Annotated in this window: 33 protein-coding genes; 6 read left to right on the top strand and 27 right to left on the bottom strand. The window is 53.7% G+C overall.

Annotation, left to right across the window (positions count from 1 at the left end; translation table 11 throughout):
• Positions 1 to 411: 411 nt before the first annotated feature.
• From MFFC18_RS22585 to MFFC18_RS22560, 6 genes are all read right to left on the bottom strand, one after another.
• Positions 412 to 792 (bottom strand): hypothetical protein, encoded by a 381-nt coding sequence (locus MFFC18_RS22585; RefSeq protein ID WP_148619056.1) that lies wholly within the window; start codon positions 790 to 792, stop codon positions 412 to 414.
• Positions 793 to 949: 157 nt separating this feature from the next.
• Positions 950 to 1,429, bottom strand: coding sequence for a hypothetical protein (locus MFFC18_RS22580; RefSeq protein ID WP_075083609.1), 480 nt, complete (start codon positions 1,427 to 1,429; stop codon positions 950 to 952).
• A gap of 164 nt (positions 1,430 to 1,593) precedes the next feature.
• Entirely contained in the window at positions 1,594 to 1,974 is a 381-nt protein-coding gene (locus MFFC18_RS22575) for a hypothetical protein (RefSeq protein ID WP_075083610.1), read from the bottom strand.
• Between the two features lie 146 nt (positions 1,975 to 2,120).
• The gene (locus MFFC18_RS22570) at positions 2,121 to 2,477 is read right to left on the bottom strand and encodes a hypothetical protein (RefSeq protein ID WP_075083611.1); all 357 of its coding nucleotides are present in this window, start codon (positions 2,475 to 2,477) and stop codon (positions 2,121 to 2,123) included.
• A 240-nt stretch (positions 2,478 to 2,717) separates the two neighbouring features.
• A complete protein-coding gene (locus MFFC18_RS22565; RefSeq protein WP_075083612.1) occupies positions 2,718 to 3,065 on the bottom strand; it encodes a hypothetical protein in 348 nt (115 codons plus the stop codon).
• A gap of 155 nt (positions 3,066 to 3,220) precedes the next feature.
• Positions 3,221 to 3,628: a hypothetical protein gene (locus tag MFFC18_RS22560; protein WP_075083613.1), complete on the bottom strand. Its 408-nt coding sequence runs from the start codon at positions 3,626 to 3,628 to the stop codon at positions 3,221 to 3,223.
• 177 nt (positions 3,629 to 3,805) lie between these two features.
• Between MFFC18_RS22560 and MFFC18_RS22555 the strand changes: the two genes are divergently transcribed.
• Together MFFC18_RS22555 and MFFC18_RS22550 are read left to right on the top strand one after the other, a co-directional pair.
• Positions 3,806 to 4,048 carry a hypothetical protein gene (locus tag MFFC18_RS22555; RefSeq protein WP_075083614.1) on the top strand — a complete coding sequence of 81 codons (243 nt, stop codon included), beginning with the start codon at positions 3,806 to 3,808 and terminating at the stop codon, positions 4,046 to 4,048.
• Complete coding sequence (locus MFFC18_RS22550) at positions 4,048 to 4,335, top strand: type II toxin-antitoxin system RelE/ParE family toxin (protein ID WP_075083615.1); 288 nt, start codon at positions 4,048 to 4,050, stop codon at positions 4,333 to 4,335. The genes MFFC18_RS22555 and MFFC18_RS22550 overlap by 1 nt, the downstream gene beginning before the upstream one ends.
• Before the next feature lie 166 nt (positions 4,336 to 4,501).
• Here the strand turns inward: MFFC18_RS22550 and MFFC18_RS22545 are convergent, their stop codons facing one another.
• The 21 genes from MFFC18_RS22545 to MFFC18_RS22445 form a co-directional block, all read right to left on the bottom strand.
• On the bottom strand, positions 4,502 to 5,185 hold the full coding sequence (locus MFFC18_RS22545; protein ID WP_075083616.1) for a hypothetical protein: 684 nt from the start codon (positions 5,183 to 5,185) through the stop codon (positions 4,502 to 4,504).
• 165 nt (positions 5,186 to 5,350) lie between these two features.
• Positions 5,351 to 5,824 (bottom strand): SMI1/KNR4 family protein, encoded by a 474-nt coding sequence (locus tag MFFC18_RS22540; RefSeq protein ID WP_075083617.1) that lies wholly within the window; start codon positions 5,822 to 5,824, stop codon positions 5,351 to 5,353.
• 150 nt (positions 5,825 to 5,974) lie between these two features.
• The gene (locus MFFC18_RS22535; RefSeq protein WP_075083618.1) at positions 5,975 to 6,388 is read right to left on the bottom strand and encodes a hypothetical protein; all 414 of its coding nucleotides are present in this window, start codon (positions 6,386 to 6,388) and stop codon (positions 5,975 to 5,977) included.
• A gap of 163 nt (positions 6,389 to 6,551) precedes the next feature.
• Complete coding sequence (locus tag MFFC18_RS22530; protein ID WP_075083619.1) at positions 6,552 to 7,007, bottom strand: macro domain-containing protein; 456 nt, start codon at positions 7,005 to 7,007, stop codon at positions 6,552 to 6,554.
• Between the two features lie 157 nt (positions 7,008 to 7,164).
• Complete coding sequence (locus MFFC18_RS22525) at positions 7,165 to 7,629, bottom strand: macro domain-containing protein (RefSeq protein WP_075083620.1); 465 nt, start codon at positions 7,627 to 7,629, stop codon at positions 7,165 to 7,167.
• A gap of 230 nt (positions 7,630 to 7,859) precedes the next feature.
• The gene (locus tag MFFC18_RS22520) at positions 7,860 to 8,909 is read right to left on the bottom strand and encodes a DUF1963 domain-containing protein (protein ID WP_148619055.1); all 1,050 of its coding nucleotides are present in this window, start codon (positions 8,907 to 8,909) and stop codon (positions 7,860 to 7,862) included.
• A gap of 193 nt (positions 8,910 to 9,102) precedes the next feature.
• The gene (locus tag MFFC18_RS22515) at positions 9,103 to 9,540 is read right to left on the bottom strand and encodes a hypothetical protein (RefSeq protein WP_075083623.1); all 438 of its coding nucleotides are present in this window, start codon (positions 9,538 to 9,540) and stop codon (positions 9,103 to 9,105) included.
• Positions 9,541 to 9,761: 221 nt separating this feature from the next.
• On the bottom strand, positions 9,762 to 10,016 hold the full coding sequence (locus MFFC18_RS22510; RefSeq protein ID WP_075083624.1) for a hypothetical protein: 255 nt from the start codon (positions 10,014 to 10,016) through the stop codon (positions 9,762 to 9,764).
• Positions 10,017 to 10,202: 186 nt separating this feature from the next.
• Positions 10,203 to 10,562, bottom strand: a complete 360-nt coding sequence (locus MFFC18_RS22505) for a hypothetical protein (protein WP_075083625.1) — start codon at positions 10,560 to 10,562, stop codon at positions 10,203 to 10,205.
• A gap of 179 nt (positions 10,563 to 10,741) precedes the next feature.
• Positions 10,742 to 11,056 (bottom strand): hypothetical protein, encoded by a 315-nt coding sequence (locus tag MFFC18_RS22500; RefSeq protein ID WP_075083626.1) that lies wholly within the window; start codon positions 11,054 to 11,056, stop codon positions 10,742 to 10,744.
• 167 nt (positions 11,057 to 11,223) lie between these two features.
• Positions 11,224 to 11,598 carry a hypothetical protein gene (locus MFFC18_RS22495; RefSeq protein ID WP_075083627.1) on the bottom strand — a complete coding sequence of 125 codons (375 nt, stop codon included), beginning with the start codon at positions 11,596 to 11,598 and terminating at the stop codon, positions 11,224 to 11,226.
• A 162-nt stretch (positions 11,599 to 11,760) separates the two neighbouring features.
• Complete coding sequence (locus tag MFFC18_RS22490) at positions 11,761 to 12,180, bottom strand: type II secretion system protein GspG (protein ID WP_075083628.1); 420 nt, start codon at positions 12,178 to 12,180, stop codon at positions 11,761 to 11,763.
• Between the two features lie 223 nt (positions 12,181 to 12,403).
• Positions 12,404 to 12,682: a hypothetical protein gene (locus MFFC18_RS22485; protein WP_075083629.1), complete on the bottom strand. Its 279-nt coding sequence runs from the start codon at positions 12,680 to 12,682 to the stop codon at positions 12,404 to 12,406.
• 166 nt (positions 12,683 to 12,848) lie between these two features.
• Positions 12,849 to 13,271, bottom strand: a complete 423-nt coding sequence (locus tag MFFC18_RS22480; RefSeq protein ID WP_157665092.1) for a hypothetical protein — start codon at positions 13,269 to 13,271, stop codon at positions 12,849 to 12,851.
• A 138-nt stretch (positions 13,272 to 13,409) separates the two neighbouring features.
• Positions 13,410 to 13,811 (bottom strand): hypothetical protein, encoded by a 402-nt coding sequence (locus MFFC18_RS22475; RefSeq protein WP_075083637.1) that lies wholly within the window; start codon positions 13,809 to 13,811, stop codon positions 13,410 to 13,412.
• A gap of 162 nt (positions 13,812 to 13,973) precedes the next feature.
• Positions 13,974 to 14,396, bottom strand: coding sequence for a hypothetical protein (locus MFFC18_RS22470; protein ID WP_157665092.1), 423 nt, complete (start codon positions 14,394 to 14,396; stop codon positions 13,974 to 13,976).
• A 150-nt stretch (positions 14,397 to 14,546) separates the two neighbouring features.
• A complete protein-coding gene (locus MFFC18_RS22465) occupies positions 14,547 to 14,891 on the bottom strand; it encodes a hypothetical protein (protein WP_148619054.1) in 345 nt (114 codons plus the stop codon).
• Positions 14,892 to 17,210: 2,319 nt separating this feature from the next.
• A complete protein-coding gene (locus MFFC18_RS22460; RefSeq protein WP_084416982.1) occupies positions 17,211 to 17,546 on the bottom strand; it encodes a hypothetical protein in 336 nt (111 codons plus the stop codon).
• A gap of 165 nt (positions 17,547 to 17,711) precedes the next feature.
• Positions 17,712 to 18,143: a hypothetical protein gene (locus MFFC18_RS22455; protein ID WP_075083636.1), complete on the bottom strand. Its 432-nt coding sequence runs from the start codon at positions 18,141 to 18,143 to the stop codon at positions 17,712 to 17,714.
• 153 nt (positions 18,144 to 18,296) lie between these two features.
• A complete protein-coding gene (locus tag MFFC18_RS22450; RefSeq protein WP_075083637.1) occupies positions 18,297 to 18,698 on the bottom strand; it encodes a hypothetical protein in 402 nt (133 codons plus the stop codon).
• A gap of 240 nt (positions 18,699 to 18,938) precedes the next feature.
• Positions 18,939 to 20,276, bottom strand: coding sequence for a tyrosine-type recombinase/integrase (locus tag MFFC18_RS22445; RefSeq protein WP_075083638.1), 1,338 nt, complete (start codon positions 20,274 to 20,276; stop codon positions 18,939 to 18,941).
• 209 nt (positions 20,277 to 20,485) lie between these two features.
• On the opposite strand from MFFC18_RS22445, the gene MFFC18_RS25360 reads away from it, so the two are divergent.
• From MFFC18_RS25360 to MFFC18_RS22425, 4 genes are all read left to right on the top strand, one after another.
• Positions 20,486 to 20,788 carry a DEAD/DEAH box helicase family protein gene (locus tag MFFC18_RS25360; protein ID WP_075083639.1) on the top strand — a complete coding sequence of 101 codons (303 nt, stop codon included), beginning with the start codon at positions 20,486 to 20,488 and terminating at the stop codon, positions 20,786 to 20,788.
• Between the two features lie 874 nt (positions 20,789 to 21,662).
• Positions 21,663 to 22,271, top strand: coding sequence for an RNA polymerase sigma factor (locus MFFC18_RS25855; RefSeq protein ID WP_075083641.1), 609 nt, complete (start codon positions 21,663 to 21,665; stop codon positions 22,269 to 22,271).
• The gene (locus MFFC18_RS22430) at positions 22,271 to 24,064 is read left to right on the top strand and encodes a serine/threonine-protein kinase (RefSeq protein ID WP_075083642.1); all 1,794 of its coding nucleotides are present in this window, start codon (positions 22,271 to 22,273) and stop codon (positions 24,062 to 24,064) included. Before MFFC18_RS25855 ends, MFFC18_RS22430 begins: the two co-directional genes overlap by 1 nt.
• Positions 24,065 to 24,175: 111 nt before the next feature.
• On the top strand, positions 24,176 to 24,913 hold the full coding sequence (locus tag MFFC18_RS22425; protein ID WP_075083643.1) for a hypothetical protein: 738 nt from the start codon (positions 24,176 to 24,178) through the stop codon (positions 24,911 to 24,913).
• The last annotated feature ends 247 nt before the right edge of the window (positions 24,914 to 25,160 follow it).

Here is a 25,160-nt window from a genome sequence, read left to right as displayed (position 1 = left end):
AATCCGGCAAGAATTCCGACAACGGGAACGGTAATCCAAAGCGCAAAGAATACGTACGCAGTGAAGTGATCGAATTCGGTCGCGCCTTCACGGCCAGCACGCATGAACAAGACCGCGTAGAGGATGTCCAGCACAACCAAAATGGGAGAAAGGAGTCCGCAAGAAAACGAGACAGTTGCCATCCACGTCCCGCGTCGCCGAGGCCTTGATAGGGTATTGCCGGATTCTGGTGATGCGAACGGATTCAGCGTGGCCCCTCAATACGGTAGGTCATACAACGGAAGGTTTTTACGACACCGCCATAAACGAAGCGAACGATGTCCGAATTACGAGTGATTCTACCAAAGCCAGCCCGCGTTGCCAAAGTTGGAAGGTGTGCCGAAGGCCCCAGCGTAAAAACTATGTTGTTCGTCACTCGGGGCGCGATTCGATTTGCCGCCGCGCCTCAGAATAGCCCAGCCAGAAAGCGTCTGAGCCGGATTTGATGTCTGCATGATGCATCATGGCATCCTGTCGAGACTCGATCGTGAATCTGGTCTTGCTAGTCCAGTCGTAGATGGCCTCGTCCCATCCATATCGGTACGACGAAACGTAATGCTCCTTGAGGTTGAGGTGAGTTTCGCCATCCTTGAGCCACGTTTCGATTTTGGTGTTCGGCTCCGGTTTGAATTTCGCAGGAACGTTCTCAGGAACCACCGGCGGCGTGTAGGTCAAACCGAGTCGTTCTTCTGGGGACGGGGAACAGCCTGACAGCAGGAGGACGGCGATAGCGAGTAGTAGAGTAACACGCATCTGTGACGAACAACGGAAGGTTTTTTCGACACCGCCCTAAACGAAGCGAACGATGTCTGAACTACAGGAAATTGTACCAAGGCCAACGCCCGTTGCCAAAGAGCGAAGTTGTGCCCGAAGGGCCTCAGCGTAAAAACCATGTTAGGCGGCAGTGGTGTTAGTCAAGACGTCGCGAACCCCAGTACCAAGTACCACGAACTGGAGAAACGGACAACATATCAATCGCGCCAACGTCGAGATGCTGCACGTTGCCTCCAGCACCCCAGTTGATTGTGTAGTAGTCGCCAGCAGCGAGCGGTGCAGATGAGTGAATGTAACCATCAACATCAGACCCACGACCGTACCACGTAGGAAACAACGTGACGGTGGAGCCGGTGGGAGTCGTGCCAGTAAAGACCTCGTCGCGTGGTGTTACGCCATCGAAGCCGTTGGGCAAAGTGCAGACGCCCGAAGCATCGGGCGCAATTGCACCAGATTTGATGTCAGCGATTATGGATTGATAGTCGTTCAACCGAGAGTTGAGTGACGGGCCAACGAATCCGAAGGCTGAGTTTAGTCGGATGGCAAAGACCGTCATCGCGACAACGCAAACCAACAGCACGGCTGCGATTCCGATAGCAAACGGTCTGAGCTTCATTTGGTTCTGCCGCCTAACGGAAGGTTTTTACGACACCGCCCTGAACGAAGCGAGCGATGTTTGAACTACGGAAATTGTACCAAGGCCAGCCCGTGTTGACAAAGTTGGAAGGTGTGCCGAAGGCCTAGCGTAAAAACCATGTTATGCGGCAACTCGGGGCACGTTTACGGCGTGCGATCCAGATCAACGAGGGACCAGAAGTCGAAATCAGGCAACAAACAGGAGTTCTCGTGGTATAGCAGATCATCCTCGTGCACAGTGATTGTTGGTGATGCAATGAGCGAATGTTCCGAGTCACCAGTGTCGATTTTGAAGTGGCACAATCCGGCATCCAGCCGCATCGCGACCTGCTGGTCGACGTGGTGTGTTATCCGTAACCCATCCAAAAACGTAGGAATGCCCAGAAGACGGACGTCACAGAACAGGATGTCTATTCGTTTGTGGTCGTGGGCACGCTTGCCACTCCGCAGCAACAGAAGACCGTGGCTAACCCAGTAGAGGTGAACTGAAAACTGACGGTCGTAATGGATCGGAAGGTCGGCCATCGAGTTGCTGTTGCCGCATACCGGAAGGTTTTTACGACACCGCCCTGAACGAAGCGAGTGATGCCTGAACTACGAAACATTCTACCACCAGAGGGAGGCTTGACCAAACGACAGCGGTGTGCCGAAGACCTAGCGTAAAAACCATGTTATCCGACGGACGCTCCATCCCAAACAATTTCGGCGTTATCTGAATGCACACTGACGGCGACCCACTGGCCAGAATCACGTCCGAAGCCCTTCAGAGAGTACCGGAGTCGCATTTTGAAGTGAAATTCACACAAGTCTTTGAGAGGCTCAACAACGGCGCAGTCAGACCATGCGTTCGATTCGTGGTCGTATTGCATCGCTGAAGCTGGGCGAAGCAGCGGAAACCGCAACTGAGCTTCGCCACGCAGATGGCCGTCGTAGAAAACGTCCGACATACGCACGAGCAGTTCGCTGTCTGTCAGACGCCACTCAAGAACGTCTGCGTCAGGGAAGGTGTGCTCAGCGGTTGGCTTCATTTGAGTCGGATAACGGAAGGTTTTTACGACACCCGCCCCGAACGAAGCGAACCAGTGTCAAATCACTGAACATCTTACCAAAGGATCGCCGCTAAAACAAAAAGCGAGGGTGTCCGCGGGCTGGCAGCAGATGGCTCGTGACCGAAGCGATTGACGCCAAACCACCGAAAAACTCGCCAATGACGACAGCCGCGGCCTAGCGTAAAAACCATGTTATGTGACCGGTGAATCGCCAATAAGCTATGCCACACCGATAAATTCATCATCGCCCACCTCCGCGATCCGGCGAACGATAATGTACGCGCAACGGCGGATTAGATAGCAGAGACCATCGTTGTCACATTGATAAGCGATTTCTGCAGGAATCAATCGAGTGTCAAAGTCGCCGTTGGCCTGTTGGACGGCATCGGCAACGGCGGACGCCACATCACGGTCAGGTGGATTGCCAAACCGAGCGTCAGCCGCGAGGACATTCACAATGGGTGGACCGACATGTTCGGGCGAGAATCGCACGCGCACGAGCGCGGATGAAGGGCCGGTTATCAATGACGCACCGTAGAACTCACCAGATCGGCTAAAGCTGGGCATGGCTTCGGTAGGTCACATAACGGAAAGATTTTACGACACCGCCCTAAACGAAGCGAACGATGTCTGAATTACAAGAAATTCTACCAAGGCCAGCGAGCGTTGCCAAACATCGAACGTGTGCCGAAGGCCATAGCGTAAAAACCATGTTGGCCGGGCTATGATTCCCCGAGTGAACCGATCCATTTGTCAAAGAATGCACGCTGGTCAGCCACCGTAGCAGGTTCAACGTCATTGTCAGTGTCGAACATGTGTATCAGGTCGTCCATTAGTGCCTGTTTGCCGAGTGTTAGGCGATAAAGTTTGACGCCACCGCCCATGCTGCGAGACATGCCGGACGGAAATGCGCGAAGATGCGCGGCGTAGCACTGCGGCAATAAGCCCAGCGGTTCGAGTCGTTCGCGGATTTGGGAGAACGCGTCAAAGAAGTCATCACCAGTGCCAGTGAAGGCGTTGCCATCAAAAGACAGCTCGATGAGCGAGTCGTCGGAATCGTCGTGAAGCCGGACAGCACCGATTTGCGGTGAACGAGTGTTCGATACGAGTGTGACCTTGTAGTGTTCCATTTGTAAATGCTAGGTCGGCCAACGGAAGGTTTTTACGACACCGCCCTGCACGAAGCGAAGGTGGATTGAATTGGATTTGATTGTATAATGGAAGCGAGGCCAGCACTACATCGAAGGTGTGCCCGAAGGGCCCTTGCGTAAAAACCATGTTGGGCGTCGCCAAACCCGGAGGACGGTATGAGTACAGATATCCCAAACGACTACGGAAACCAGGTGCAGCAGTTGATTGCACAAGGAAAGTTTCAAGACGAGCAAGCACTTGTCAATGAGGGCATTCGGTTAGTGATTGCTCGCGAAATGCTGCATGCAGATATCCAAGCCGGGATCGACGAGCTAGATCGTGGTGAAGGAATTGACGCAGATGAGGTGTACGCTGAAGCTCGTCGGCGTATCAAAGCCATCGAAGAACAGCAGTCATAATGGCGAGAGTCAGATATTCCCAGCTTGCGTCATCTGATTTGTACGAGAACTCAGAGTTCATTGCACGTGACAAACCGGAAGCTGCCTACCGCTGGGTAGAGAAAATCGAATCAGCGTGTCGTACGTTGGCAACGAATCCAGAGATGGGCCAGCGACGGATTTCCAAGAATCACGGACCGTGTCGCAGCTTCAGTTGTGGTAGCTACGTGATTTTCTTTCGAGCACTGGACGATGGCGTCGAGATTGTGCGCATCGTCAGGGGCGAACGAGATCTGGACAACGTTTAGGCTGCGACGCCCAACGGAAGGTTTTTACGACACCGCCCAAAACGAAGCGGGCGATGCCTGAACTACGATAGATTGTACCAAGGCCAGCCCGCATCGCCAAACAAAGAAGGTGTGCCGAAGGCCTAGCGTAAAAACCATGTTGGGCGACTCAGAACTGCCAGAGTAGTTACCAATCAGGAAACGGATACCCCAGCCATGGTAAGCGGTGGTTGGCACCAAGAGCCATTTGGGCAGCAGCATCGGGCCCAATCTGAGATGGGTAGATCGCATCAAATAGTTTGTGAGCGTCGGACCATCGTTCGCGTCGAAATAGTTCAATGGTGCAAATGAAGCGAATATTGTCAGCGCGGAAATCAGGTTGAACAACGGAACAGGCGGAATCGAGGGCAGAATCAATGTCGCCAAGAACAGCCTGCGACGCAGCTGTTTCCTCAGTGTCCAATTCAGATTTGCATGCCGCAAAGGCGTCCGTGTACTTACGGTCCGAAGCAAGTTTCAGATGTGATTGAGCGTTTCCACAATCCCGAATGTACTTCGCAACAGATTCATCGGTTAACGGCGGGTGATCGGAGTAGAGTTGGTCAATTGTCGCGATCTTGCGCAGCGCAGGCGGTGCCTTTTTGGGCAGCGGGAAATTGGAGATCACACCGGCAGTGAAAGAAGCATCCGGAATTGTTTGCAGGATGGATTCGCATTCGTGCGCAATCGAGTCGAAGCCGAGAAGGGTTGCCGCACCACCAACCGATCGGAGCGAAAAGTAGTTGACCTTCGGGGCGGCGGCAGCAAGCCGGTCGAGCGATTCTCGGAGCAAGAATTCGGCGAGTGAGCGAGAGTCGTTGAACGTGGCCATCAGATTCGATTGAGTCGCCCAACGGAAGGTTTTTACGACACCGCCCTGAACGAAGCGAACGATGTCTGAACTACGGGTGATTGTACCAAGGCCAGCCCGCGTTGCAAAATATGGAAGGTGTGCCGAAGGCCCTAGCGTAAAAACCATGTTAGGCGACGCGGACCATCACGTTTGGGCCAGCGGATCGCCTGAGACTGCCAAGTCAGCGAATGCGAGAAATGACGGAGCAATGTCGATGCCGTCGAAACCCGGGCCGCGAGCAAGAACCGGGCATTCGCCCGTGTCGTCAGTGCGTGAAGCGTCGAGATAAATGTCGACACCACAGCCATCAGACGAAATCGGAATGAGTGTCGGTGGATGATCCACGTGGCGTCGCAATCGTGTGGCAACGTCAAGAACGTGCGACCACATGGGTGGCGATGAATCGGACGCGCGGCACTGTGGCAGTCCAATGATGTCATACGGTGCAGGAATGCCGCCAGCACCGAAGTGCGTTAAGAACATGCGATAACTGGGCGGAAAGGTGAGGCCAAGTTCAGATTCGGCGGCAGCGATGACGTCGTCGGACACAGGGCCAGCGTGGTCACGTTCGGCAACGATCCGGCGAAGTTCGGTGAGGATACGGTCAGAATCACTCATCGGTAGCGTCGCCTAACGGAAGGTTTTTACGACACCGCCTTAAACGAAGCGGTGGAGTTTGAATCACGATAGATTCTACCAATGCCAGCGCCCGTTGCCTACCAACGAAGGTGTGCAGAAGGCCTAGCGTAAAAACCATGTTATGCGGCGTTACGGTTGGAACTCGGAGACGATCTCAGTGAGAGACCGAGAATCGCCAGCCAATTCTCCATGTGGGAGAACGCCCGTTGCGTACGATGCGGTGAGAGCCACCAACCATGCGTCCGAAACATCCGCGCGGGCCGCATCGGCAATCAGGCCGAAGTCATCAGAGATGTATCCGCATGCGTCGGGCGACTCCGTGATGGCAAAAGCGCGTTTGAACGCCGATTCACGAAGAGCGTCAACGGAAGGAGAAGCACCGAGTTGATGTTGCGTTACGAGTTCATGCACGCGCACCCATTCCGCGTCAAACGGGTCTGCATCACGGGCACCAAGCATGTCGTCGAGATCGTCCATGTGCACAGCCGCAAGAAAACGGTCGGAGTCGACCAACGATTGCAGGTTGGGTACCAAATCAGCCATCAGTGAATCGGTTCGTCCGCATAACGGAAGGTTTTTACGACACCGCCCTGAACGAAGCGAACGAGGCCTGAATTACGGAAATTGTACCAAGGCCAGCCCGCGTTGACAAAGTTGGAAGGTGTGCCGCAGGCCTAGCGTAAAAACCATGTTGTCGGGCGATGCGCTACGGTTGATATTCCACAAGCGTGTGATTCTCCCCGGCCAGTTCTTCGGTGATGATCTCGGAGATTACGTTCCAATCACCACCGGCCAGCCCAGCACCTATCAGCGGGTAACCAATGCGTTTGCCCGCGAAATCCGATTTGATAGCGGCAAAAACAGAGCGGATTGCGTCATAGTCCGCCTTGATGCCGCGACCGCGCCAGTTGAATTGCGTGTAAGCGTTCACAATGGTGAGTTCGTTGCCATCACAATCGACCGTCGCGGAAGAGTAAGTGCCGAGTTTGTCGCGGGAGCCTTTTTCGGTTGCGAGGTCGGCGTCGTAAGCGGCGGGGAATTGCTGTTTGATGGATTTTGCGATGCCAGCACCCATCGTGTTCTGGCAGTTGCAGCCGTGGATGATGACGTCAAAGTCACCAGCGATTGCGAGCGCGAGAAGGTCACCACGAACGGTTTGCATTGGTTTGATCTCGTCCCGACAACGGAAGGTTTTTACGACACCGCCCTAAACGAAGCGAGCAGTGTCTGAACTACGAATGATTCTACCACCGGATGGAGGCTTGAACAAACGACAGCGGTGTGCCGTAGGCCTAGCGTAAAAACCATGTTGTGTGCCACTAGTGCCGGAATCGAACTATGCGGATGAGTCCGTCAAAGTCGCAATTACCGAGTTCGTCCTGCATCATCGAGAGAACGTCATCAGCGGAACCGCCGCCAGTACCTGCCCCAATCAGCGGAAAGGCCATGGATTCAAAGTTGTGTTCGGCCGCAAGCGCAACGGCATTGCGTGTGGAATCGCGGATTGATCGTTCCGAGGAACGCCACCACATGCTAATACCAGCGACATGGATTATGGATTTGAATGGGAGTTTGCCAGCGCCGGTCAGGACAGCGCCGCCGAGTGGAATTGGGCCGAGTTTGCCCAGTTCGCGGAACGGAGCATAGCCGCCGCGTTTTTTGATCGCGCCGGAGACGCCCTGCGGCAGAAGCAGCCACCACGGAATGATGTTGCGGTTCCAAGCGTTGACAATCACGTCGACGTCTTGGTCGAGTAGGTCGCCATCAACGGTTTGAAGCTGCATTGATCTGTGGCACACAACGGAAGGTTTTTACGACACCGCCTTAAACGAAGCGAACGATGCCTGAATTACGAGAAATTGTACCAAGGCCAGCCCGCGTCGCCAAACATGGAAGGTGTGCCGAAGGCCTAGCGTAAAAACCATGTTAGCGGACACGGGATCCCGAAAAGGCCACGCGTTTGAATCGCGCATTAATCACGGCGCGATCTTGTTCGCGTCTATTCGTTTGTCCGTTAGCTGTCCCAGTCGGACCATACGTACTGAACTCTGTTCAAGCAGCCTTTCTCGATGTCTTCGTTCGGAATAGCGAAGTGAACGATACCCGCCTCTGGGGTAACCCTCAAAACCACGAAACGCATGTGGTTGGTGTCGGGGCTCGGGTCATCACCACTTGTCCCCCGAAGGTAGCCGCCGATGCCCAGTGTGTCCTCATTGCATTCAGCCATCATTGAAGAGTAAAGATCGCCGAATTTCTCACTCCACTTGCATTCTGGGATTAGTGCGCCGAAAGTTGGCGATGCAGCGTCAGGGATAGAGATCGCTTCCGTCAGGGTAATCGTGTGCGGTCGCTTTGGGCTGTTGCAGGAATCGCCAAGCCGGTCAGTAATTAAGTCCTCTGGCGGCTCAAATCGCACAAGTTGCTGCTCAGGTGACCATGGCCGAACTACTGTCTCTTGGATGCCAAGTGAATCCGTTTCAGTGATCGCAAAAATCGAAAATCCGCCTGAGCTAGGAAGCTCCCTACCCAGCAGTGTCTCGGATAGATCTGAAAACCGAAATTGCCCAAGGAATGCGCAGTGTTGATCTTGGGGTAGCTGATCTTTTGCTGAAAACCAATCGGAACACTCAGCGATTTTCGGCCACTCTTGATTCTCAAGGAGGTCCGGGTGGCCCCATAAATAGCTTGCGCCTACATCGGGAGTTGATTTGGCGGGCTCATAGCTCAGCGTCAGGCACGGGCGGATTCTGGGAAACACAAGGTTCCGAAGGTCGATTAACTCCCGTTCAGTGAATTGCTGGCCTTCGTCGATTAGCCGCATCAGTAGCGGGATGGCGATAACACGTTGCCAATGTTCAGTTCCGGCTGGGTTCGACAGGAAACTGCAATCGAGTTCGTTGTATGCAGCAATTGTTGCTCGAACGGTTCCTGCTCTGGCCGCATGTCCTTGCGATTCAAGCCACGAAGCATAATGTTCGCGACGCCCGTTCGGTGTGAAATCTGTAAGTGCGTCGTAAAGGTGATCCCTTTCATCCGCAAGCTCGAAAGCTGAGTTGACAATCACGGTTTTCTCGTGGTTGGGTTAAGAAAAGACGGAGCGGTCAGTGTCCGCTAACGGAAGGTTTTTACGACACCGCCCTAAACGAAGCGAGTGATGCCTGAACTATGAGAGATTCTACCACCAGCGGGAAGCTTGAACAAACGACAGCGGTGTGCCGAAGGCCACAGCGTAAAAACCATGTTAGCGGACCCGCGAACTACCGTAGCGGCGTGCCTGTGATTACATGCCACCAGAACGCGATTGCAGAAATGAGTATCGACAGGAGTATGAACCCAACGACACCGCAACCGAGCAACGCGCCACGGTCGTTCCGCCACGCATTTCGTTTACGCTCCGCTATAACATCCGGATTCTCGGGGAATTCGTCAATGCGTTGAGTCGCACCGAGAGTGTAGTCCGTTTTGGCGTCGTTAATTTGACGATGTTCAAGAATGGTTGGTTCGGCGCGACATTCGTCGTCCGGGATTGGTGCAGCAGCCGCGCGGAGAAAAGCAGCGGCAAAACGAAGAAGGGCGTCACGATTGCCGGTGAGCCACAACCACGGTTTGCCAGCGGAAAGCTGGGAATGGGCAGCGTCGTTGTCCGAAGCAGATTCGAGTTTGGACGCGATGTCGAGCAGTTCGTCGTCGTCCATGGTGAAAGCTAGGGTCCGCTAACGGAAGGTTTTGCCGACGCCGTTCGTGACCGAATCGAGAAAACGTGGCAAGCCGTTTGATTCTACCAATGTCAGAAAAAGTTGCCAACCAAATGAGGCGTCCGCGGCGTGACCTACCAGAACGCGTTACCGAAGCGGTTGAACGTGACCCACCGAAAGGTTCTCCAACGACGAAGCCGCGGCTGTGCGGCAAAACCATGTTATGTGACCGGTGAATCGCCAGTAGGCTTTGCGACCAGTTCGACAATGTCACCGACAGCAAGGCGCGAGAGGTCGGATCGCGTCACTGGATAGAATGCGAAAACCTTCGGACGCGTCCCATCATCGCGCTCGGCGACGCGTGGCATAGTCACCTGCGGTCGCAAAGGCACGCCACCAAGCGTTGAATCGTCGGTTAGCCGGAAGTCACCTGCGTCCAGTTGTTCCGCGAACCAGAACGCAGGGCGTTCATTCATGGCAGCGTGAATCTGGAATCGAATCAAAACGGTAGGTCACACAACGGAAGGTTTTTACGACACCGCCCAACACGAAGCGGTGGAGTTTGAATCACGAGAAAATTGTACCAATGCCATCGCCCGTTGCCAAACAAGCGGAGGTGTGCCGAAGGCCTAGCGTAAAAACCATGTTGTGCGGCAAATGAACTACGATCGAAGTGACGGGTTGTAGTGGTCGCGAGCGTATTCGTTGATTTCAGCGATAGATTCCGCTGTTAGTGAGGGCGCGAATGCACACCGGCGATCGGAGATGTCCGTGATTGCGGCCAATTCAGGCGTCGATTCAACGATTGCCAACAAGTTGGAGCACCAATCATGAGCCGGGTTCATTGAGAGGTATGGATGTCGAGAAGTTTGCAGGAACTGCCGACGCCACCATCCGGCCAGATTGATACAAACGACTCGCAACGGAATGCGGCCAATTGCATCGTGCGCGGACGCAAGTGACGCCGGAACGGTATCCGAGTCGTTCACGTAGGCGATGACCTCGGACACGATTGAATTCATGAGCGAGCTTTGCCGCACAACGGATGGTTTTTACGTCACCGCCGTAAACGAAGCGGTTGACTCTGAGTTGAGAAAGATTGTACCAATGCGAACGCCCGTTGCCAAAGAGCGAAGGTGATCGCGCAGCGACTAGCGTAAAAACCATGTTAGCGGACGCGGAATCGCGAGAAAACGCTCCATTAGTAGTAGTCGTCATTGAGAACGACCGAATGGCCAGCAGTTTCCAGTTGTCCCTTCAGTGCGTGAAGAAAGTGAACGCCGTCAGTACAGTGGGCGACGGCGTAGAATGTACCGTCGTCGTTGGCGCAGATGTCGGCGACGTGAGGCCACGACGGATCGCGTGGAACCGCGCCAGATTGAACGCCGATGCCATCCGGATGTTCGACGAGTGAGGTCGGAATCCGTTTCCAATCAGTGCCAGCGAATACGGCGTCACAAGGCGAATCCAGCGATTCTACGATCGGCGTGATTTCGATTCTGAATTCGGCGCCCATATGTGAATAACTAGCGTCCGCTAACGGAAGGTTTTTACGACACCGCCCTGAACGAAGCGAGCGAGTCTGAACTACTGGAAATTGTACCAATGCCAGCCCGTGTCGCCAAACTGGGAAGGTGTGCCGAAGGCCTAGCGTAAAAACCATGTTAGGCGGCACCGAACTACCTATTCGGTCTCAATCGCCAGTGGGTAACGACGCAACACGTCCAGCAGCGGTGCAGCGTCAGATTCGTTGAAGTTGTCGCCGGAGATCATGAACACGCCCAGTTTGTCGATACGAGAATCAAAAGTCAGCGATGGCGACACAGCAACGGAAATGTGTCGCTGAAGGCCGTGTTCTGTCCCGACGCGTTTCAGGCATTCGATTGAAGGCGAGTCGAGCGGCCAACCGTTGTCGCGCGCGAGGGTCAAGTTGCGTTCGAGGCGATCGGCGTAGTAGTCATCTGTGATCACGGTTGAAGCGGGAAACGACGCGAGCAGATCGGCAACCAACCCGTCGAAGTCGAAATCAGAGTTCGCCTTGCCACCGATGTAGTACAAGTTGCTGTGCCGCCTAACGGAAGGTTTTTACGTCACCGCCATGAACGAAGCGGGTGACTCTGAGTTATGGAAGAGTTTACCAACAAAAGCCCGCGCGCGCGAAACATGGAAGGTGATCGCGAAGCGACTCAGCGTAAAAACCATGTTGGGCGACCGGCGGCACTACTTGGGGGCGTGAACTTCGGAGGTAACCGTCCAAAGATCGTCGTCAATGTTCAAGGTGCCATCGTCGTTTCGCGTGCGAAAGCGTCGTGTGTCATCGCGATCATCACCAGTACCGCCCACCATGCCATCCCGCCCAAGGCTCGAAAGCGAGATCACGCCATCATCCGAGACGGAATAGATCAGCGGGCGTCCCCAGCCATCGGTGGTTCGATTCATGTAACCATCACGTTTTGGTAGCTCAGAAAGGCTGTCGGGGCATTCGCGATGCTCAAGCATGTAAAGATGCATGCGAACATGAGTCTCGGTCATCGCGGTCAACGTCATCGAGTGTGGCGGGATCGTGGTGACGAACGAATTAGCGACGAACGCGAGAACTGCGATGGCCGCGACAACAACCAGTACCGTTCGGATTCGCATTGATCTAGGTCGCCCAACGGAAGGTTTTTACGACACCGCTTCTCTCCGAAGTCAAAAAGCGTCGCAACACAGATCAGCTTACCAAAAAGAATCGACGTTGCCAAAGAGGCGGTGTCCACGGCGTCGCAAACCATTACGCGGCAACGGAGCGAACAAGCGTTGCAAGCCAAATGATGCTCCAACGTCGAAGCCGTGGCCTTGCGTAAAAACCATGTTGTGCGATTCAAACGCTACCCAAGACGTAGCGATTGTGACAGTCGTCCGCAAACCGCCAGATGATGATAGATTCGCCCGTTCCATCGAGAAATTCGGTGAGCCATTCAAGCTCGTCATTCCAAAGTCCGTCATCCCAATCCGAGGTTGAGAATTCAAAGGTGTATTCATTGACGCGTTCGCCAATCAGCGATTCGATGTGATGCCAGAATTCGTCGCGCACGTCAGCGTCACGCAATTGAGCGGTTACGATCACGAGGCCGTCAGAATTGTAGGAGTCGTCAATCACCGATAGCCTGAATCGCACAACGGAAGGTTTTTACGACACCGCCCTGAACGAAGCGAAAGATGTCTGAACTACGAGAGATTGTACCAAGGCCAGTCCGCGTCGCCAAACGCGGAAGGTGTGCCGTAGGCCCATGCGTAAAAACCATGTTGTGCGACCGGCAAGCTACCTAGTAGCCAGTGACTTCGGAGTAGATCACGTGCCCATCGGCATCTAAGTGGACGTATACGAATGCGTCATCGAACCCGTACCCGCTCCACGAGCCAATGTAGTACGAGAACACCTCAGCGCCGCGAAGCCGATGCCCACCCGCGTCGGTAGCAGCGTCCAAACGGTCACTGGGCTGTCCGAGCAGCTCAACTACGGCATCGCGATCCATACCGTGAACGCGTGATACAACATCTCGTGCCATCGGGGCGCGGTTGTCTGGCGATGCAGTCGCCCATGTCTGCGAATCAAAGTTGCGATCGTCGAAAGGATCAACCCAACCCGACAGCGCGAAAACGCAAGCTAGAGCAAACGCAACGAACGTGACAACGACAAACAAGGTGCGAGTTGAGAATCGAATGTGAGCATCTCCGGTAGGTCGCACAACGGAAGGTTTTTACGACACCGCCCTAAACGAAGCGAGCGATGTCTGAACTACCAAGAATTGTACCAAGGCCATGGCCCGTTGCCAAAGAGCCAAGGTGTGCCGCAGGCCTAGCGTAAAAACCATGTTGTACGACCGTCACCCCTGCTTGCGTGTCACCCGCTGGGCGAGCTTGCCGAGCAGTTTCCAAGCAGTATTGAATTGCGATTTGCGAGCGAAGTCCGACGAAACGCCATCGACGAGCATGATATGGCGAACACGGGAGCCAACGCGATACGTCAGCGTCCGGTGATCGGCACCATCGGCCGTGGCACCCGGCATGTAGTCAATGTCGATCGCGGCTAAAGCAGTGGCGAGCTGCTGGAGTTCCGCATCAGGCAGGAGCACGGATGGGCGATGGTCCAAAGGTTCGGCGGAGTTTGAAAGTTCGCCATCACGCGTCAGAGTGATGAACCACGGTTTATGACGAGAGGACATTGCGGGCACAAAGTGAGCGCGGAGCTGTTCGTCGTCGAGAAGTGAGTGCGTGATATCCACCATTCGGTAGGTCGTACAACGGAAGGTTTTTACGACACCGCCCTGAACGAAGCGAAAGATGTCTGAACTACGAGAGATTGTACCAAGGCCAGTCCGCGTCGCCAAACGCGGAAGGTGTGCCGTAGGCCCATGCGTAAAAACCATGTTGTGCGACCGGCAAGCTACCTAGTAGCCAGTGACTTCGGAGTAGATCACGTGCCCATCGGCATCTAAGTGGACGTATACGAATGCGTCATCGAACCCGTACCCGCTCCACGAGCCAATGTAGTACGAGAACACCTCAGCGCCGCGAAGCCGATGCCCACCCGCGTCGGTAGCAGCGTCCAAACGGTCACTGGGCTGTCCGAGCAGCTCAACTACGGCATCGCGATCCATACCGTGAACGCGTGATACAACATCTCGTGCCATCGGGGCGCGGTTGTCTGGCGATGCAGTCGCCCATGTCTGCGAATCAAAGTTGCGATCGTCGAAAGGATCAACCCAACCCGACAGCGCGAAAACGCAAGCTAGAGCAAACGCAACGAACGTGACAACGACAAACAAGGTGCGAGTTGAGAATCGAATGTGAGCATCTCCGGTAGGTCGCACAACGGAAGGTTTTTACGACACCGCCCTAAACGAAGGGAGCGATGTATGAACTACGGGAAATTGTACCAAGGCCATGGCCCGTTGCCAAAGAGCCAAGGTGTGCCGAAGGCCTAGCGTAAAAACCATGTTGTGCGACCGGAGAAGTACGGATCAGTCAGCCATTGGCCAAACGATTTCAAGCAATCGCCGACACGCCTCTTCGGTCTCAACCCAGATAACGCATGCGGCGGATTCCGTGTCACCACAGTTGAGCAATGGGAGCAAGTCAGCAGCCGCAGATTCCACTGCGGCGATCACGCGATCGCAGAACTCGTAACCAGTGACACCCGTGGTCTCGTATTCGATCTGCCAAGCGAGGTCGATTTCGCGCCCGTCGTGCTGTGTGTCGCCAGAAACCGTCAAGATGATTGGCGACCAATCGTCGCAGTCCCACATCGAGTCATCATCCGCGTCGATCAGCGATCGCAGGTCAGATGGGATTTGCCATTCAGGCAACGATTTGCTCATTGCGGTAGGTCGCACAACGGAAGGTTTTTACGACACCGCCGTTGCGATGCCATTCAAGTTTGAACAAAGGGAGATTCTACCACCAGTGGGAGGCTTCAACAAACGACAGCGGTGTGCCGTAGGCCTCAGCGTAAAAACCATGTTGTGCGACGGAACCTACGGATGACGTTTGCGATTTGCTATCGCCCACACGCCCCAGCAACAGCCCGTGATTGCGATACAAGCAATTGCCACCCACGTTGCATCGGTAGCGAATTTGTTCATCGGGAAACTGTTCCGCGCGTAGGCCCCCGTGCGCTGCCATTGCCAATGTGTTACCCATGCGTAAGCTGCAACGCCAGCCGGAATCGAGCAAAACAAAAACGAGACGGCAACTGCAAGCCAGTGCCAGATGCCAGTCCTTTTGGCGACAACGTGGCCCGGACTCGTAGATTCATACGGGTTGGGCTTCATGGTTGATCGAGTCGCACAACGGAAGGTTTTTCCGACACCGTCCTAAACGAAGCGAACGATGCCTGAACTGAGGAAATTGTACCAAGGCCAGCCCGCGTCGCCAAACGTGGAAGGTGTGCCCGAAGGGTCTCTGCGTAAAAACCATGGTATGTGACCGTTGCACTACGTTTGATCGTCCACATCGCGAAGCACCGACACATGGGCATGGCAACCGTGTGACTTCGCGTTGCATTTCCCGCAATTTGGGCAGGTGACTGGGTGAGCGTCCATCGAGCCCTCGACTAGAGGTGTGTCACATGGAGGGCAGTGAAGTTGTGACCACAGGGTATCGAGTGGTAGGAGATAGCCCGGTGTCGAATCACAGATTGCGACGATCAAACCGATGTTGTGCGCCAGGAAACCCGATGCAGTCAGGTAGTGTTGGTGACCACGAAGCCAATTCTGGAACGACGCGCGGTCGAAGTCGGTGGCGATTGAAACATGCGTTGTGCAATCGGGACAGAAGAATCGTCGGACCGGCGTGTCGGACGTCGCCGAGCCGATCCACTCGGTGTACGTGAGGGCCTCCCATTCATGAGAACACTCAGGACAAGTAGCGCGGAATTCCCACGGCATTGGTTCACCTGAGGTCGCACAACGGAAGGTTTTTACGACACCGCCGTTGCGATGCCATTCAAGTTTGAACAAAGGGAGATTCTACCACCAGTGGGAGGCTTCAACAAACGACAGCGGTGTGCCGTAGGCCTCAGCGTAAAAACCATGTTGTGCGACGGAACCTACGGATGACGTTTGCGATTTGCTATCGCCCACACGCCCCAGCAACAGCCCGTGATTGCGATACAAGCAATTGCCACCCACGTTGCATCGGTAGCGAATTTGTTCATCGGGAAACTGTTCCGCGCGTAGGCCCCCGTGCGCTGCCATTGCCAATGTGTTACCCATGCGTAAGCTGCAACGCCAGCCGGAATCGAGCAAAACAAAAACGAGACGGCAACTGCAAGCCAGTGCCAGATGCCAGTCCTTTTGGCGACAACGTGGCCCGGACTCGTAGATTCATACGGGTTGGGCTTCATGGTTGATCGAGTCGCACAACGGAAGGTTTTTCCGACACCGTCCTAAACGAAGCGAACGATGCCTGAACTGAGGAAATTGTACCAAGGCCAGCCCGCGTCGCCAAACGTGGAAGGTGTGCCCGAAGGGTCTCTGCGTAAAAACCATGGTATGTGACCGTTGCACTACGTTTGGTCGTCCACATCGCGAAGCACCGACACATGGGCATGGCAACCGTGTGACTTCGCGTTGCATTTCCCGCAATTTGGGCAGGTGACTGGGTGAGCGTCCATCGAGCCCTCGACTAGAGGTGTGTCACATGGAGGGCAGTGAAGTTGTGACCACAGGGTATCGAGTGGTAGGAGATAGCCCGGTGTCGAATCACAGATTGCGACGATCAAACCGATGTTGTGCGCCAGGAAACCCGATGCAGTCAGGTAGTGTTGGTGACCACGAAGCCAATTCTGGAACGACGCGCGGTCGAAGTCGGTGGCGATTGAAACATGCGTTGTGCAATCGGGACAGAAGAATCGTCGGACCGGCGTGTCGGACGTCGCCGAGCCGATCCACTCGGTGTACGTGAGGGCCTCCCATTCATGAGAACACTCAGGACAAGTAGCGCGGAATTCCCACGGCATTGGTTCACCTGAGGTCGCACAACGGAAGGTTTTTACGACACCGCCCTAAACGAAGCGAGCGATGCCTGAACTACGAGAGATTGTACCAAGGCCATGGCCCGTTGCCAAAGAGCCAAGGTGTGCCCGAAGGGCCTCAGCGTAAAAACCATGTTATACGCCCCGGCCACTACGATTGCGGCCGAGTCCAGTCACGCAACGCATCAACCAAGACTGCGAAAAACGGATAGTCGTCATGCGACGAGACGTCAGAGCAGCACCGCAACAAACGAGTCAGTTCGTTGCGATCGGCAATTTTCACCGTGTCCGAGGCGGCGTCGAACACAAACAGGGAATTGGGGTCGAACGTCGCGGTGTCGCGTGGCAGGAGATTGGAGGAATGAGATAGCTCGGCGAGAAAGTCCGCGAGCTGGGGGAGCAGAATCATCGCATGCGACCAATAGCCGGTCATGCAGCTGCCATCACCCAGAGGTGCGCCATCGGTGTCACGGAAGTCTATGCCCATCGAAAACCTAGGGGCGTATAACGGAAGGTTTTTACGACACCGCCCTGAACGAAGCGAACGATGCCTGAACTACGGAAGATTGTACCAAGACCAATGCCCGTTGCCAAAGAGCCAAGGTGTGCCCGAAGGGCCTCAGCGTAAAAACCATGTTAGGCGACCGTGCCACTAAGAGTAGTCGAACCCCGACACGAATGCGCCATCGGGAATGGCTAGAGGTTCGGTGGCCACACCATCATATCGCGGATAAGACAACCAATCGACGGGCAAGAATCCGTCCCAAAATTCTGGCGTAATCTGTCGGGGCAATTCACGTCGGTTGAAGTCGGACACAATCCAAACAGTATCGGCGCGTGGCCAACCAGACGGCGAGATCTCAGGTGCGATTTCGATCCGGACATCGTGGATTCCAGCCACGTTGCGCTGACCAACCAACACCGCGTAGAACTCGGTTGGGCCAAAACGGCAACGTGCGTACGGCCCAAGTGATTCAGTATCGTCGTTGTCGGTGAAGAACTCTTCGAGCGTGACGAGCGGGCGCGGCTTCGACGCATCGAGCGGATCGCCAATGCGATCAAGAAGACGGTCGAGAGCTGCCATTAACTGAGGTCGCCTAACGGAAGGTTTTTACGACACCGCCCTAAACGAAGCGAGCGATGTCTGAACTACCAAGAATTGTACCAAGGCCATGGCCCGTTGCCAAAGAGCCAAGGTGTGCCGCAGGCCTAGCGTAAAAACCATGTTGTACGACCGTCACCCCTGCTTGCGTGTCACCCGCTGGGCGAGCTTGCCGAGCAGTTTCCAAGCAGTATTGAATTGCGATTTGCGAGCGAAGTCCGACGAAACGCCATCGACGAGCATGATATGGCGAACACGGGAGCCAACGCGATACGTCAGCGTCCGGTGATCGGCACCATCGGCCGTGGCACCCGGCATGTAGTCAATGTCGATCGCGGCTAAAGCAGTGGCGAGCTGCTGGAGTTCCGCATCAGGCAGGAGCACGGATGGGCGATGGTCCAAAGGTTCGGCGGAGTTTGAAAGTTCGCCATCACGCGTCAGAGTGATGAACCACGGTTTATGACGAGAGGACATTGCGGGCACAAAGTGAGCGCGGAGCTGTTCGTCGTCGAGAAGTGAGTGCGTGATATCCACCATTCGGTAGGTCGTACAACGGAATTATGTACGACAATGTGTCGTGAAATACGAAATAACAGATCGGCATTCTAGCGATTACAGGTGGCCACGGCAAATTGCGTGGTAGTGAGACAGCGTAGAGCCAAGAACTGGGCTGATTTGGACTGAAATGGTGGCCGGGAGTCGAAGAAAAGTCCGGATAGCGCGTACCGCGAACCCGAGAGTACTTTTCGATGTTGAAGGATCTGGAACCCAGCCCCGTCAACCGGACCGTTGATCCGGAATAGTCGCCAGGAACCGACTGCTGATGTGGCCGCGGATGTTTTCGAAGAACTCCGGGGACAGTATTCGCTCTCGCTGGATTGCCGGAAGTGCGCTCAGGAGAGGAATCCAGTCCTCCGCCAAAGGAAGTTCAAGTTGAACCCACTTGCACGCATCCAGGCGAACCAGAATTCCATCAAGGATGACCTGTTCGCCAGGTATCGGGCTGGGGATGAGCAGGGAAACATCGGCTGACTGACCGTTGCCATGCGGTGTCATCAGTATCTGCAATCGTCCCACCGAACGTGAGTCGCGGCTGGATTCATTGTTGGATTTATCGACCGCGTTCGACTTTTGCAGTTGGTCCAGTGGACTGACAACTCTGGCCGTATTGAGTTTGGCAACGTGCGTGTAGATCGTTGTTGTTTCCAGACGTTGATGTCCCAGCAGTTTTTGAATGAAACGAATGTCGGTGCCGTTTTCCAGCAGGTGAGTTGCAAATGCGTGTCGGAATGAGTGCGGCGTAACTCGCTTGGCAACGCCAGCCAGGTCGGCTGCGGTTATAACCCAGCGTTGCAACGTTCGAGGAGATATGTGGCGGTTTTCGCGGTGATTCAATGACGGGAAAATATAGTCGTCTCCCTGTCGCTCTACACAGGCTGCTTTGAGGGCAGTTGTAAATGAAACGGGTAGCATGACCAGTCGATCCGATGCGCCTTTTCCATTGGCGACACGAATGGTTTGGCGATCAAAATCCAGATCATGAACGCGCAGTTTGCAGAGTTCGCTATTGCGGAGACCGGCTGCGTACATGATGCCGATCGCCAGTTTGCTCATTCGAGTTGGCGCAGCGTTGAAAATTCGTGTGACTTCTGCTGCGGCCAGGACGACGGGTTGCCGTTTCTTTTGACGTGGCGTCGCCAGTCCGAGCGTTACATCGCGACAGCAAAACTTGTCGAAAGCAGTGCGGATGGCACTCAGGTTGACGGCAAGATGTGACGAACTGGCGCCGCCATCGACAAGCATTTCCAGATAATTCCGGACGTCTTCGCTTGTGACCGAATTAGGTGCTGCGCCGAACCAGGCGAGGAATCCGTTGAGTGCGGAAACGTAATTTGTGATGCTGTTGCTGGCGTATTTGCGAATCTTGAGTTCGCGTTTGACGCTGGCGAGAAATTCGTCAGACGTAGGGCGACCGCGAAGAATCGAATGTCCTTTACGAACCGCGTGTTCCAGCGGGGACCGTTGAGCGGCACGTCCACGAGCGATCTGGTAGGGCTGACCGTTATTGTACGTGTGTATTGGAGGCTGTCGGTGTGCGGGGGATGAAGGGCTCATCGCAATAAACTCCTGTGAAGGTGGGAGTTTTAACGTAGGAGATTTGTCGAATGGCAACAAGGAAGTTGAGAACTGCTTGCATTTGTGCGCCGCCGCGGCCGACCCACAGGCAACTGATCCAGACTGGCCTGAATTCCGGACATCCGGCCAGGTATAGATTGGTGCGGGGTTGAACAACCAGTCTGAGCGATTGGGATCTGTATACCGAAATGGTCGGGCTTTGCCACTTCGTCTGGCATGGAGACACCAATGATTCGGCTCGTAAGAAGTTCCTGAAGCAACCTGCTGAGTTGTTGATGACCACGCCGGAGTCACTGGAAGTGATGCTGGTTTCACAACGAGTCAATGAAGCCAAGCAGTTGTTGAAGAAGGGGTTGGGGCAGCGACGCTTGGCGGTGGTGGATCAGAAGCAACTTGCGGGAAAGTCGATGGAGAAAGGAAAGTTACTGACTACGGGTCGGGTTGGCTGTCGTAGCGTAATCCTCAGCAACGCCCTGCTGACCAATAGCTAAAAAAATCCCAAAGTGCCCGGCCGCCCACATAGGCGACCGGGCGGGTTTGGAAGTCTTCGATCTCCCACTGGTGCCAGACATAACGCCCGGTTGCCCTTGCAGGCGTTTTTGTTTGTTTGAGCTGAAGCCAGCTCTCGACAGGAACCCCTCCAACGCTACCGGGAATCGCTATTCATAACCTGCCGAGAAATCTGCTGCTGAGGGTAGGAACTGCACGGCCCACCATGCGTGTCAATCGCCTTGCAGCCCGGACGAAGCCGGGTGCAGGGCATGAGCTTTGCATGGTGCGGTCTGTTCAGTGACGAGTAGGCCTCAAACGAATCGCGCCATCGTGAATCAAAGCGACGGCCAATACGCCGAGGCAGATGAGAAAGACGATAAACGACTCAGTCAACAGTCCAGCAAATCCTGAAACGCCTCTTGGAAATCCGCGGGGCACTTGCTGGCATCGAGTTTTTCGAGTTCCTTCAGGTAGACCCCAATGCTCTCGATGAATGGAGTTAGGCCAGATTCTTCAAACGTATTTTTAGTTACTTGTTTCACTCTGTTTTTTGCATCGACGTCAGCTTTCAAAAGTGAAGAGATTGGATGTGATCCCGATGCGATCGGCGGCACCTCCGAAGCGGGATGGCATCCCGTTAAGAATACGAACAATATCAAGTGAAAAATGCAATTTCGCGTTGCTGCGTATGGTGCATTCATTTTGCTCTTTAATTAATTCGGGTGATTACAAGACGCACTTCAGTCCTGACGTAGCATCGCTTAAACATTTATTTACTAAGCGAGTAAACTCTCACGTGGTGGACAGCATTTCTGGAATCTATTGACTAAAATTTCGGTTTTCATTCTGCGATCATTCCAATCTTGACAAGCTATGGAAAACCAACAGACTCAATCACTGGAACCTGTTATCAAAAGACTGACGCGAGGGGATGCGAGTGCTCGGGAAGAACTGGTTGAGGCTATGACGTTGCGATTTCGGGCCACAGCATCACGGCTTCTGCGCCAAAACCCAAGAGTCCGACGTTGGGAGTTGACGGATGACGTCTTGCAGCGAGCGATGCTGCGTTTATATCGCTCTCTGGAAGACGTATCTCCTCAGTCGACCGCACAGTTATTTGGCCTTTGCAGGCTGCACTTCTCGCGAGCGCTAACTGACTTGGCTCGAAAGCATTACGGACCTTTGGGGATTGGAGCGAATCACGACACCAAGAATGGCCAGCTTGATGCCGCCGTTCAGTCACGATCTTCAATTAGTGGAACCCATAATCCTAAACGGCTCGTCCAATGGACTGAATTCCATCGTGCGATCGAGTCCCTTGATGACCAGCAACGAATCGTTTTTGAGATGTGCTGGTACGAAGTGATGACTCACGCCGAGATCGCAGCTGCGCTCGAATGTTCGACAAAGACGGTCCAAAGGCGGTTCCGTGAAGCGTGTCTATATCTGCGTGCCAACTGTGAATTGCCTGAAGGGATCTAATGGCCAGTGCTCAAATGGACGTCGTTCACGAACTCGTGGACCGATGGGAGAATGAAATTGAAACACGCAAGAAGTTGACACTTCGCGAGCTCTGCATAGACCATCCTGAGCTGACTACTCAAGTCACTGAAATGATCACAGCTCTCGAATGGGTAAAGCAACGACAGAATGACTTTTTTGGAGTCGGGGACTTTGATTCTGCAAAGCGGTTAGGCCGGTTTGAGATTCGCGAAATAATCGGGGCTGGAACATTCGGTACGGTATGGCTCGCATTTGATCCTCACCTCCAGCGTGACGTTGCGATCAAGGTGCAGAATTGCCCCGACACAAACATTGATTTTGAACTCGATCCATTTCTGAAAGAAGCAAGACTTCTATCAAAACTGAGACACGAGCATATCGTACAAGTCTACGAAGTTGGCCGAGATGGCGAGACTGTTTACTTTGTAACGGAGCTAATCGAGGGATACACTCTCGCCGAGTATGCCGACGGTCGGCCTCTTACCTTTGGAGCCTGCATTGATATCCTGCGGCGAGTCGCAAACGCATTGGACTTTGCGCACGAACAAGGCTACGTCCATCGTGATGTTAAACCATCGAACATATTGATTGGCCTAGATGGCAGGGTCGCCGTCTGCGATTTCGGAATCGCAGAATCTCAATCTCTTTCCTCAGGTTACAGTGGCACCGAACTCTACATGTCACCTGAACAAGCTGCTGGAGATCGGGTTGATTCTTCCAGCGACATCTATAGCCTCGGTGTAGTGGCGAGCAAGCTATTGAGCGGCGGTCTTAAGCCAAGGGAGCATCTTCCGAAGCGCCAACTCCAGCTCGCTCTTTCTAAGATTGCGAAAACTGAACGATCTGTGATAAAACGCGCAACCGCCTTTGAATCGACAGATAGGCACTCAACTGCAACTGAATTTGTCATCAGCCTTGCAACTGCACGACAGAAGAAGCGTGTAACGTACACGGTTTTGACAGTCGCACTCTTGCTGTTTTCTTACATTGCTTTTCCTTGGAATGCTGCGGAACGATATCTGCATTCAATTGTGAATGCCGATCCTCTGTATTCAATTCAGTTTCAAGGCACGCCGCCAAAGATGACTGACCATACGGGGGAAGGCGTTCAAGCATATCATTCCGGCCATGTTCGGAAGTGTAGAACAGAAGAATTTCAAGACGAGGCCAACTCAACAATTGAGCTGGTTGAAACTGATGAAAAGAATCCTGTTGACGCAGGAATTCATTTTGAGAAGGCACAACTGTCGAGTAAGCGCGGATTTAGTGTCACTTTCTGGTTTCAGTCACGGCGTTTGGACAATCGATCTCGTTCGACCCTTGTCCATTTGGGAGAGTCCAGCGGTTATGGGGAGTCGGCCGCTCCCCAATTAACCGTATGGCTGGACGAACAAGACGAAATGAACATTCTGAGTTTTCACCGTTTCGGTCATGTTGCAATCAATAAACCAGAACTAAACGAGAATATGGCATTAAGCCATGAGCTTGGCGGATGGACTCATTTTGCGTTGACCTACGATCCCTCTGAGGACAAGCCAGATTACGTCGGCAACCTCGCCATTAGTCTCAATGGTGAAGCCATTTTCAGTAGAGGCAACATTCATTTGGGAAATGTACTTCGCCACAGCAAGACGCGACTTTCACTTGGGACAACTCACAAGCAATCTCGAACCGGAATGTCACATGGACTAGTCGGCGAAATGTCGAAAATTCAGCTATGGGACCGGTGCCTTTACGCCAGCGAAATCCGTGGTTTGGCAAAGAAGCCGTAGCTCGATATCAACAATGCCAAAGAAATTTGCAACTTGTCGCAAGAACATGTCCACCCCAAACAATCTTGCTCGCTTGTATAAGTATTGGCGAACGTTGTTTGGAGAAAGAATATGAAGCGAATTGTGTCTTGCTTGTTAGCTCTTGTCTTTGTCGTCGCAGGCTGTTCAGAATCATCAAAAGTTGCCGAGGACCCCGCAGACAATGAGTCACCAGAGATCACGACTCGTTCCAAGCCGGTTCTGCATCCCGTGTTCCACACGCGAGTTACTGGTCAGCCCGCTCGTAATCCCGCTTTGAAAATCGACATCCATAGTGATTGGGAAGCCCCATGGAATCGCGCCGAGTTTTTTCTCTCAGTTCAGTCCAGTCGCTTCCCGGAAGACGTTAGGATTTTACTCCCCGTAAACATCGGAAACTTTGCAGGCTGCAAAACGAGATTCGTTCAGCTGCCATTTGAGATACACCAAGATGAAACACTTGTTTTTGAGTTGCTCGATGACGACTCGATGAGCGTTGATCAGCAGAAGCAGGTTGTCACGGCGTGTTCATCAACAGGCTTCGTGATAGTGACACTGGGCAGCATCGTCCAGCCTGAATTGACGCCGTTTAGCGCTTTGGGTGCGGAGGCTGGGCGTCAATTTGGCAAGTCAATCATTGAAGACATCAAACTTCACAAATTTTCAAACTATGGCAAAGCGGAATTCAGAGTTGGCGCCACTATGCCTCACTTTCCGCATGACGCAAACGATCTCTCTGTTCTTTGTGGGAACTACTGCTACGCCACACTCCGCATTTACTGCCCACCGACTGAAATACCATTCAAGACCAACGAAATAGCCTCGAAATGACTTTTGTAAAAATGCATTCCAATCAAATAAAAGAAATTCTATCTTTGACCCTTTGTTTAACCTTCATCTGTGTTTCAGGATGTGGATACGTTAACTCAGGAATTCAAAAAGCGAAATGCGAAGTCTGCTCTGGTTCGGGATCTTGTGCTCTTTGTGAAGGCAACGGGAAAGGGATCTTCTACGGCACTTGCGGAGTTTGTAAAGGTGACGGCCTGTGTGATGGCTGTAGCGGCACAGGAGTCAACTT

The organism is Mariniblastus fucicola, from assembly GCF_008087665.1.
GTDB classification, from domain to species: Bacteria; Planctomycetota; Planctomycetia; order Pirellulales; family Pirellulaceae; genus Mariniblastus; species Mariniblastus fucicola.
Note: the sequence above shows the minus strand (reverse complement) of the source record. Positions and strands in the feature narration are given on the sequence as shown.

Coding starts and splice junctions, on each gene's coding strand:
- MFFC18_RS22565 (WP_075083612.1), bottom strand. CDS start 3,065: ATGCCCAGCTTTAGCCGATCTGGTGAGTTCTACGGTGCGTCATTGATA.
- MFFC18_RS22500 (WP_075083626.1), bottom strand. CDS start 11,056: ATGGGCGCCGAATTCAGAATCGAAATCACGCCGATCGTAGAATCGCTG.
- MFFC18_RS22555 (WP_075083614.1), top strand. CDS start 3,806: ATGAGTACAGATATCCCAAACGACTACGGAAACCAGGTGCAGCAGTTG.
- MFFC18_RS22425 (WP_075083643.1), top strand. CDS start 24,176: ATGAAGCGAATTGTGTCTTGCTTGTTAGCTCTTGTCTTTGTCGTCGCA.
- MFFC18_RS22475 (WP_075083637.1), bottom strand. CDS start 13,811: ATGGTGGATATCACGCACTCACTTCTCGACGACGAACAGCTCCGCGCT.
- MFFC18_RS22530 (WP_075083619.1), bottom strand. CDS start 7,007: ATGCAAACCGTTCGTGGTGACCTTCTCGCGCTCGCAATCGCTGGTGAC.
- MFFC18_RS22560 (WP_075083613.1), bottom strand. CDS start 3,628: ATGGAACACTACAAGGTCACACTCGTATCGAACACTCGTTCACCGCAA.
- MFFC18_RS22550 (WP_075083615.1), top strand. CDS start 4,048: ATGGCGAGAGTCAGATATTCCCAGCTTGCGTCATCTGATTTGTACGAG.
- MFFC18_RS22505 (WP_075083625.1), bottom strand. CDS start 10,562: ATGAATTCAATCGTGTCCGAGGTCATCGCCTACGTGAACGACTCGGAT.
- MFFC18_RS22455 (WP_075083636.1), bottom strand. CDS start 18,143: ATGGCAGCTCTCGACCGTCTTCTTGATCGCATTGGCGATCCGCTCGAT.
- MFFC18_RS22430 (WP_075083642.1), top strand. CDS start 22,271: ATGGCCAGTGCTCAAATGGACGTCGTTCACGAACTCGTGGACCGATGG.
- MFFC18_RS22450 (WP_075083637.1), bottom strand. CDS start 18,698: ATGGTGGATATCACGCACTCACTTCTCGACGACGAACAGCTCCGCGCT.
- MFFC18_RS22490 (WP_075083628.1), bottom strand. CDS start 12,180: ATGCGAATCCGAACGGTACTGGTTGTTGTCGCGGCCATCGCAGTTCTC.
- MFFC18_RS22545 (WP_075083616.1), bottom strand. CDS start 5,185: ATGGCCACGTTCAACGACTCTCGCTCACTCGCCGAATTCTTGCTCCGA.
- MFFC18_RS22515 (WP_075083623.1), bottom strand. CDS start 9,540: ATGGACGACGACGAACTGCTCGACATCGCGTCCAAACTCGAATCTGCT.
- MFFC18_RS25360 (WP_075083639.1), top strand. CDS start 20,486: ATGGTCGGGCTTTGCCACTTCGTCTGGCATGGAGACACCAATGATTCG.
- MFFC18_RS22570 (WP_075083611.1), bottom strand. CDS start 2,477: ATGAAGCCAACCGCTGAGCACACCTTCCCTGACGCAGACGTTCTTGAG.
- MFFC18_RS25855 (WP_075083641.1), top strand. CDS start 21,663: ATGGAAAACCAACAGACTCAATCACTGGAACCTGTTATCAAAAGACTG.
- MFFC18_RS22580 (WP_075083609.1), bottom strand. CDS start 1,429: ATGAAGCTCAGACCGTTTGCTATCGGAATCGCAGCCGTGCTGTTGGTT.
- MFFC18_RS22460 (WP_084416982.1), bottom strand. CDS start 17,546: ATGGGCATAGACTTCCGTGACACCGATGGCGCACCTCTGGGTGATGGC.
- MFFC18_RS22540 (WP_075083617.1), bottom strand. CDS start 5,824: ATGAGTGATTCTGACCGTATCCTCACCGAACTTCGCCGGATCGTTGCC.
- MFFC18_RS22575 (WP_075083610.1), bottom strand. CDS start 1,974: ATGGCCGACCTTCCGATCCATTACGACCGTCAGTTTTCAGTTCACCTC.
- MFFC18_RS22525 (WP_075083620.1), bottom strand. CDS start 7,629: ATGCAGCTTCAAACCGTTGATGGCGACCTACTCGACCAAGACGTCGAC.
- MFFC18_RS22445 (WP_075083638.1), bottom strand. CDS start 20,276: ATGAGCCCTTCATCCCCCGCACACCGACAGCCTCCAATACACACGTAC.
- MFFC18_RS22585 (WP_148619056.1), bottom strand. CDS start 792: ATGCGTGTTACTCTACTACTCGCTATCGCCGTCCTCCTGCTGTCAGGC.
- MFFC18_RS22510 (WP_075083624.1), bottom strand. CDS start 10,016: ATGAATGAACGCCCTGCGTTCTGGTTCGCGGAACAACTGGACGCAGGT.
- MFFC18_RS22535 (WP_075083618.1), bottom strand. CDS start 6,388: ATGGCTGATTTGGTACCCAACCTGCAATCGTTGGTCGACTCCGACCGT.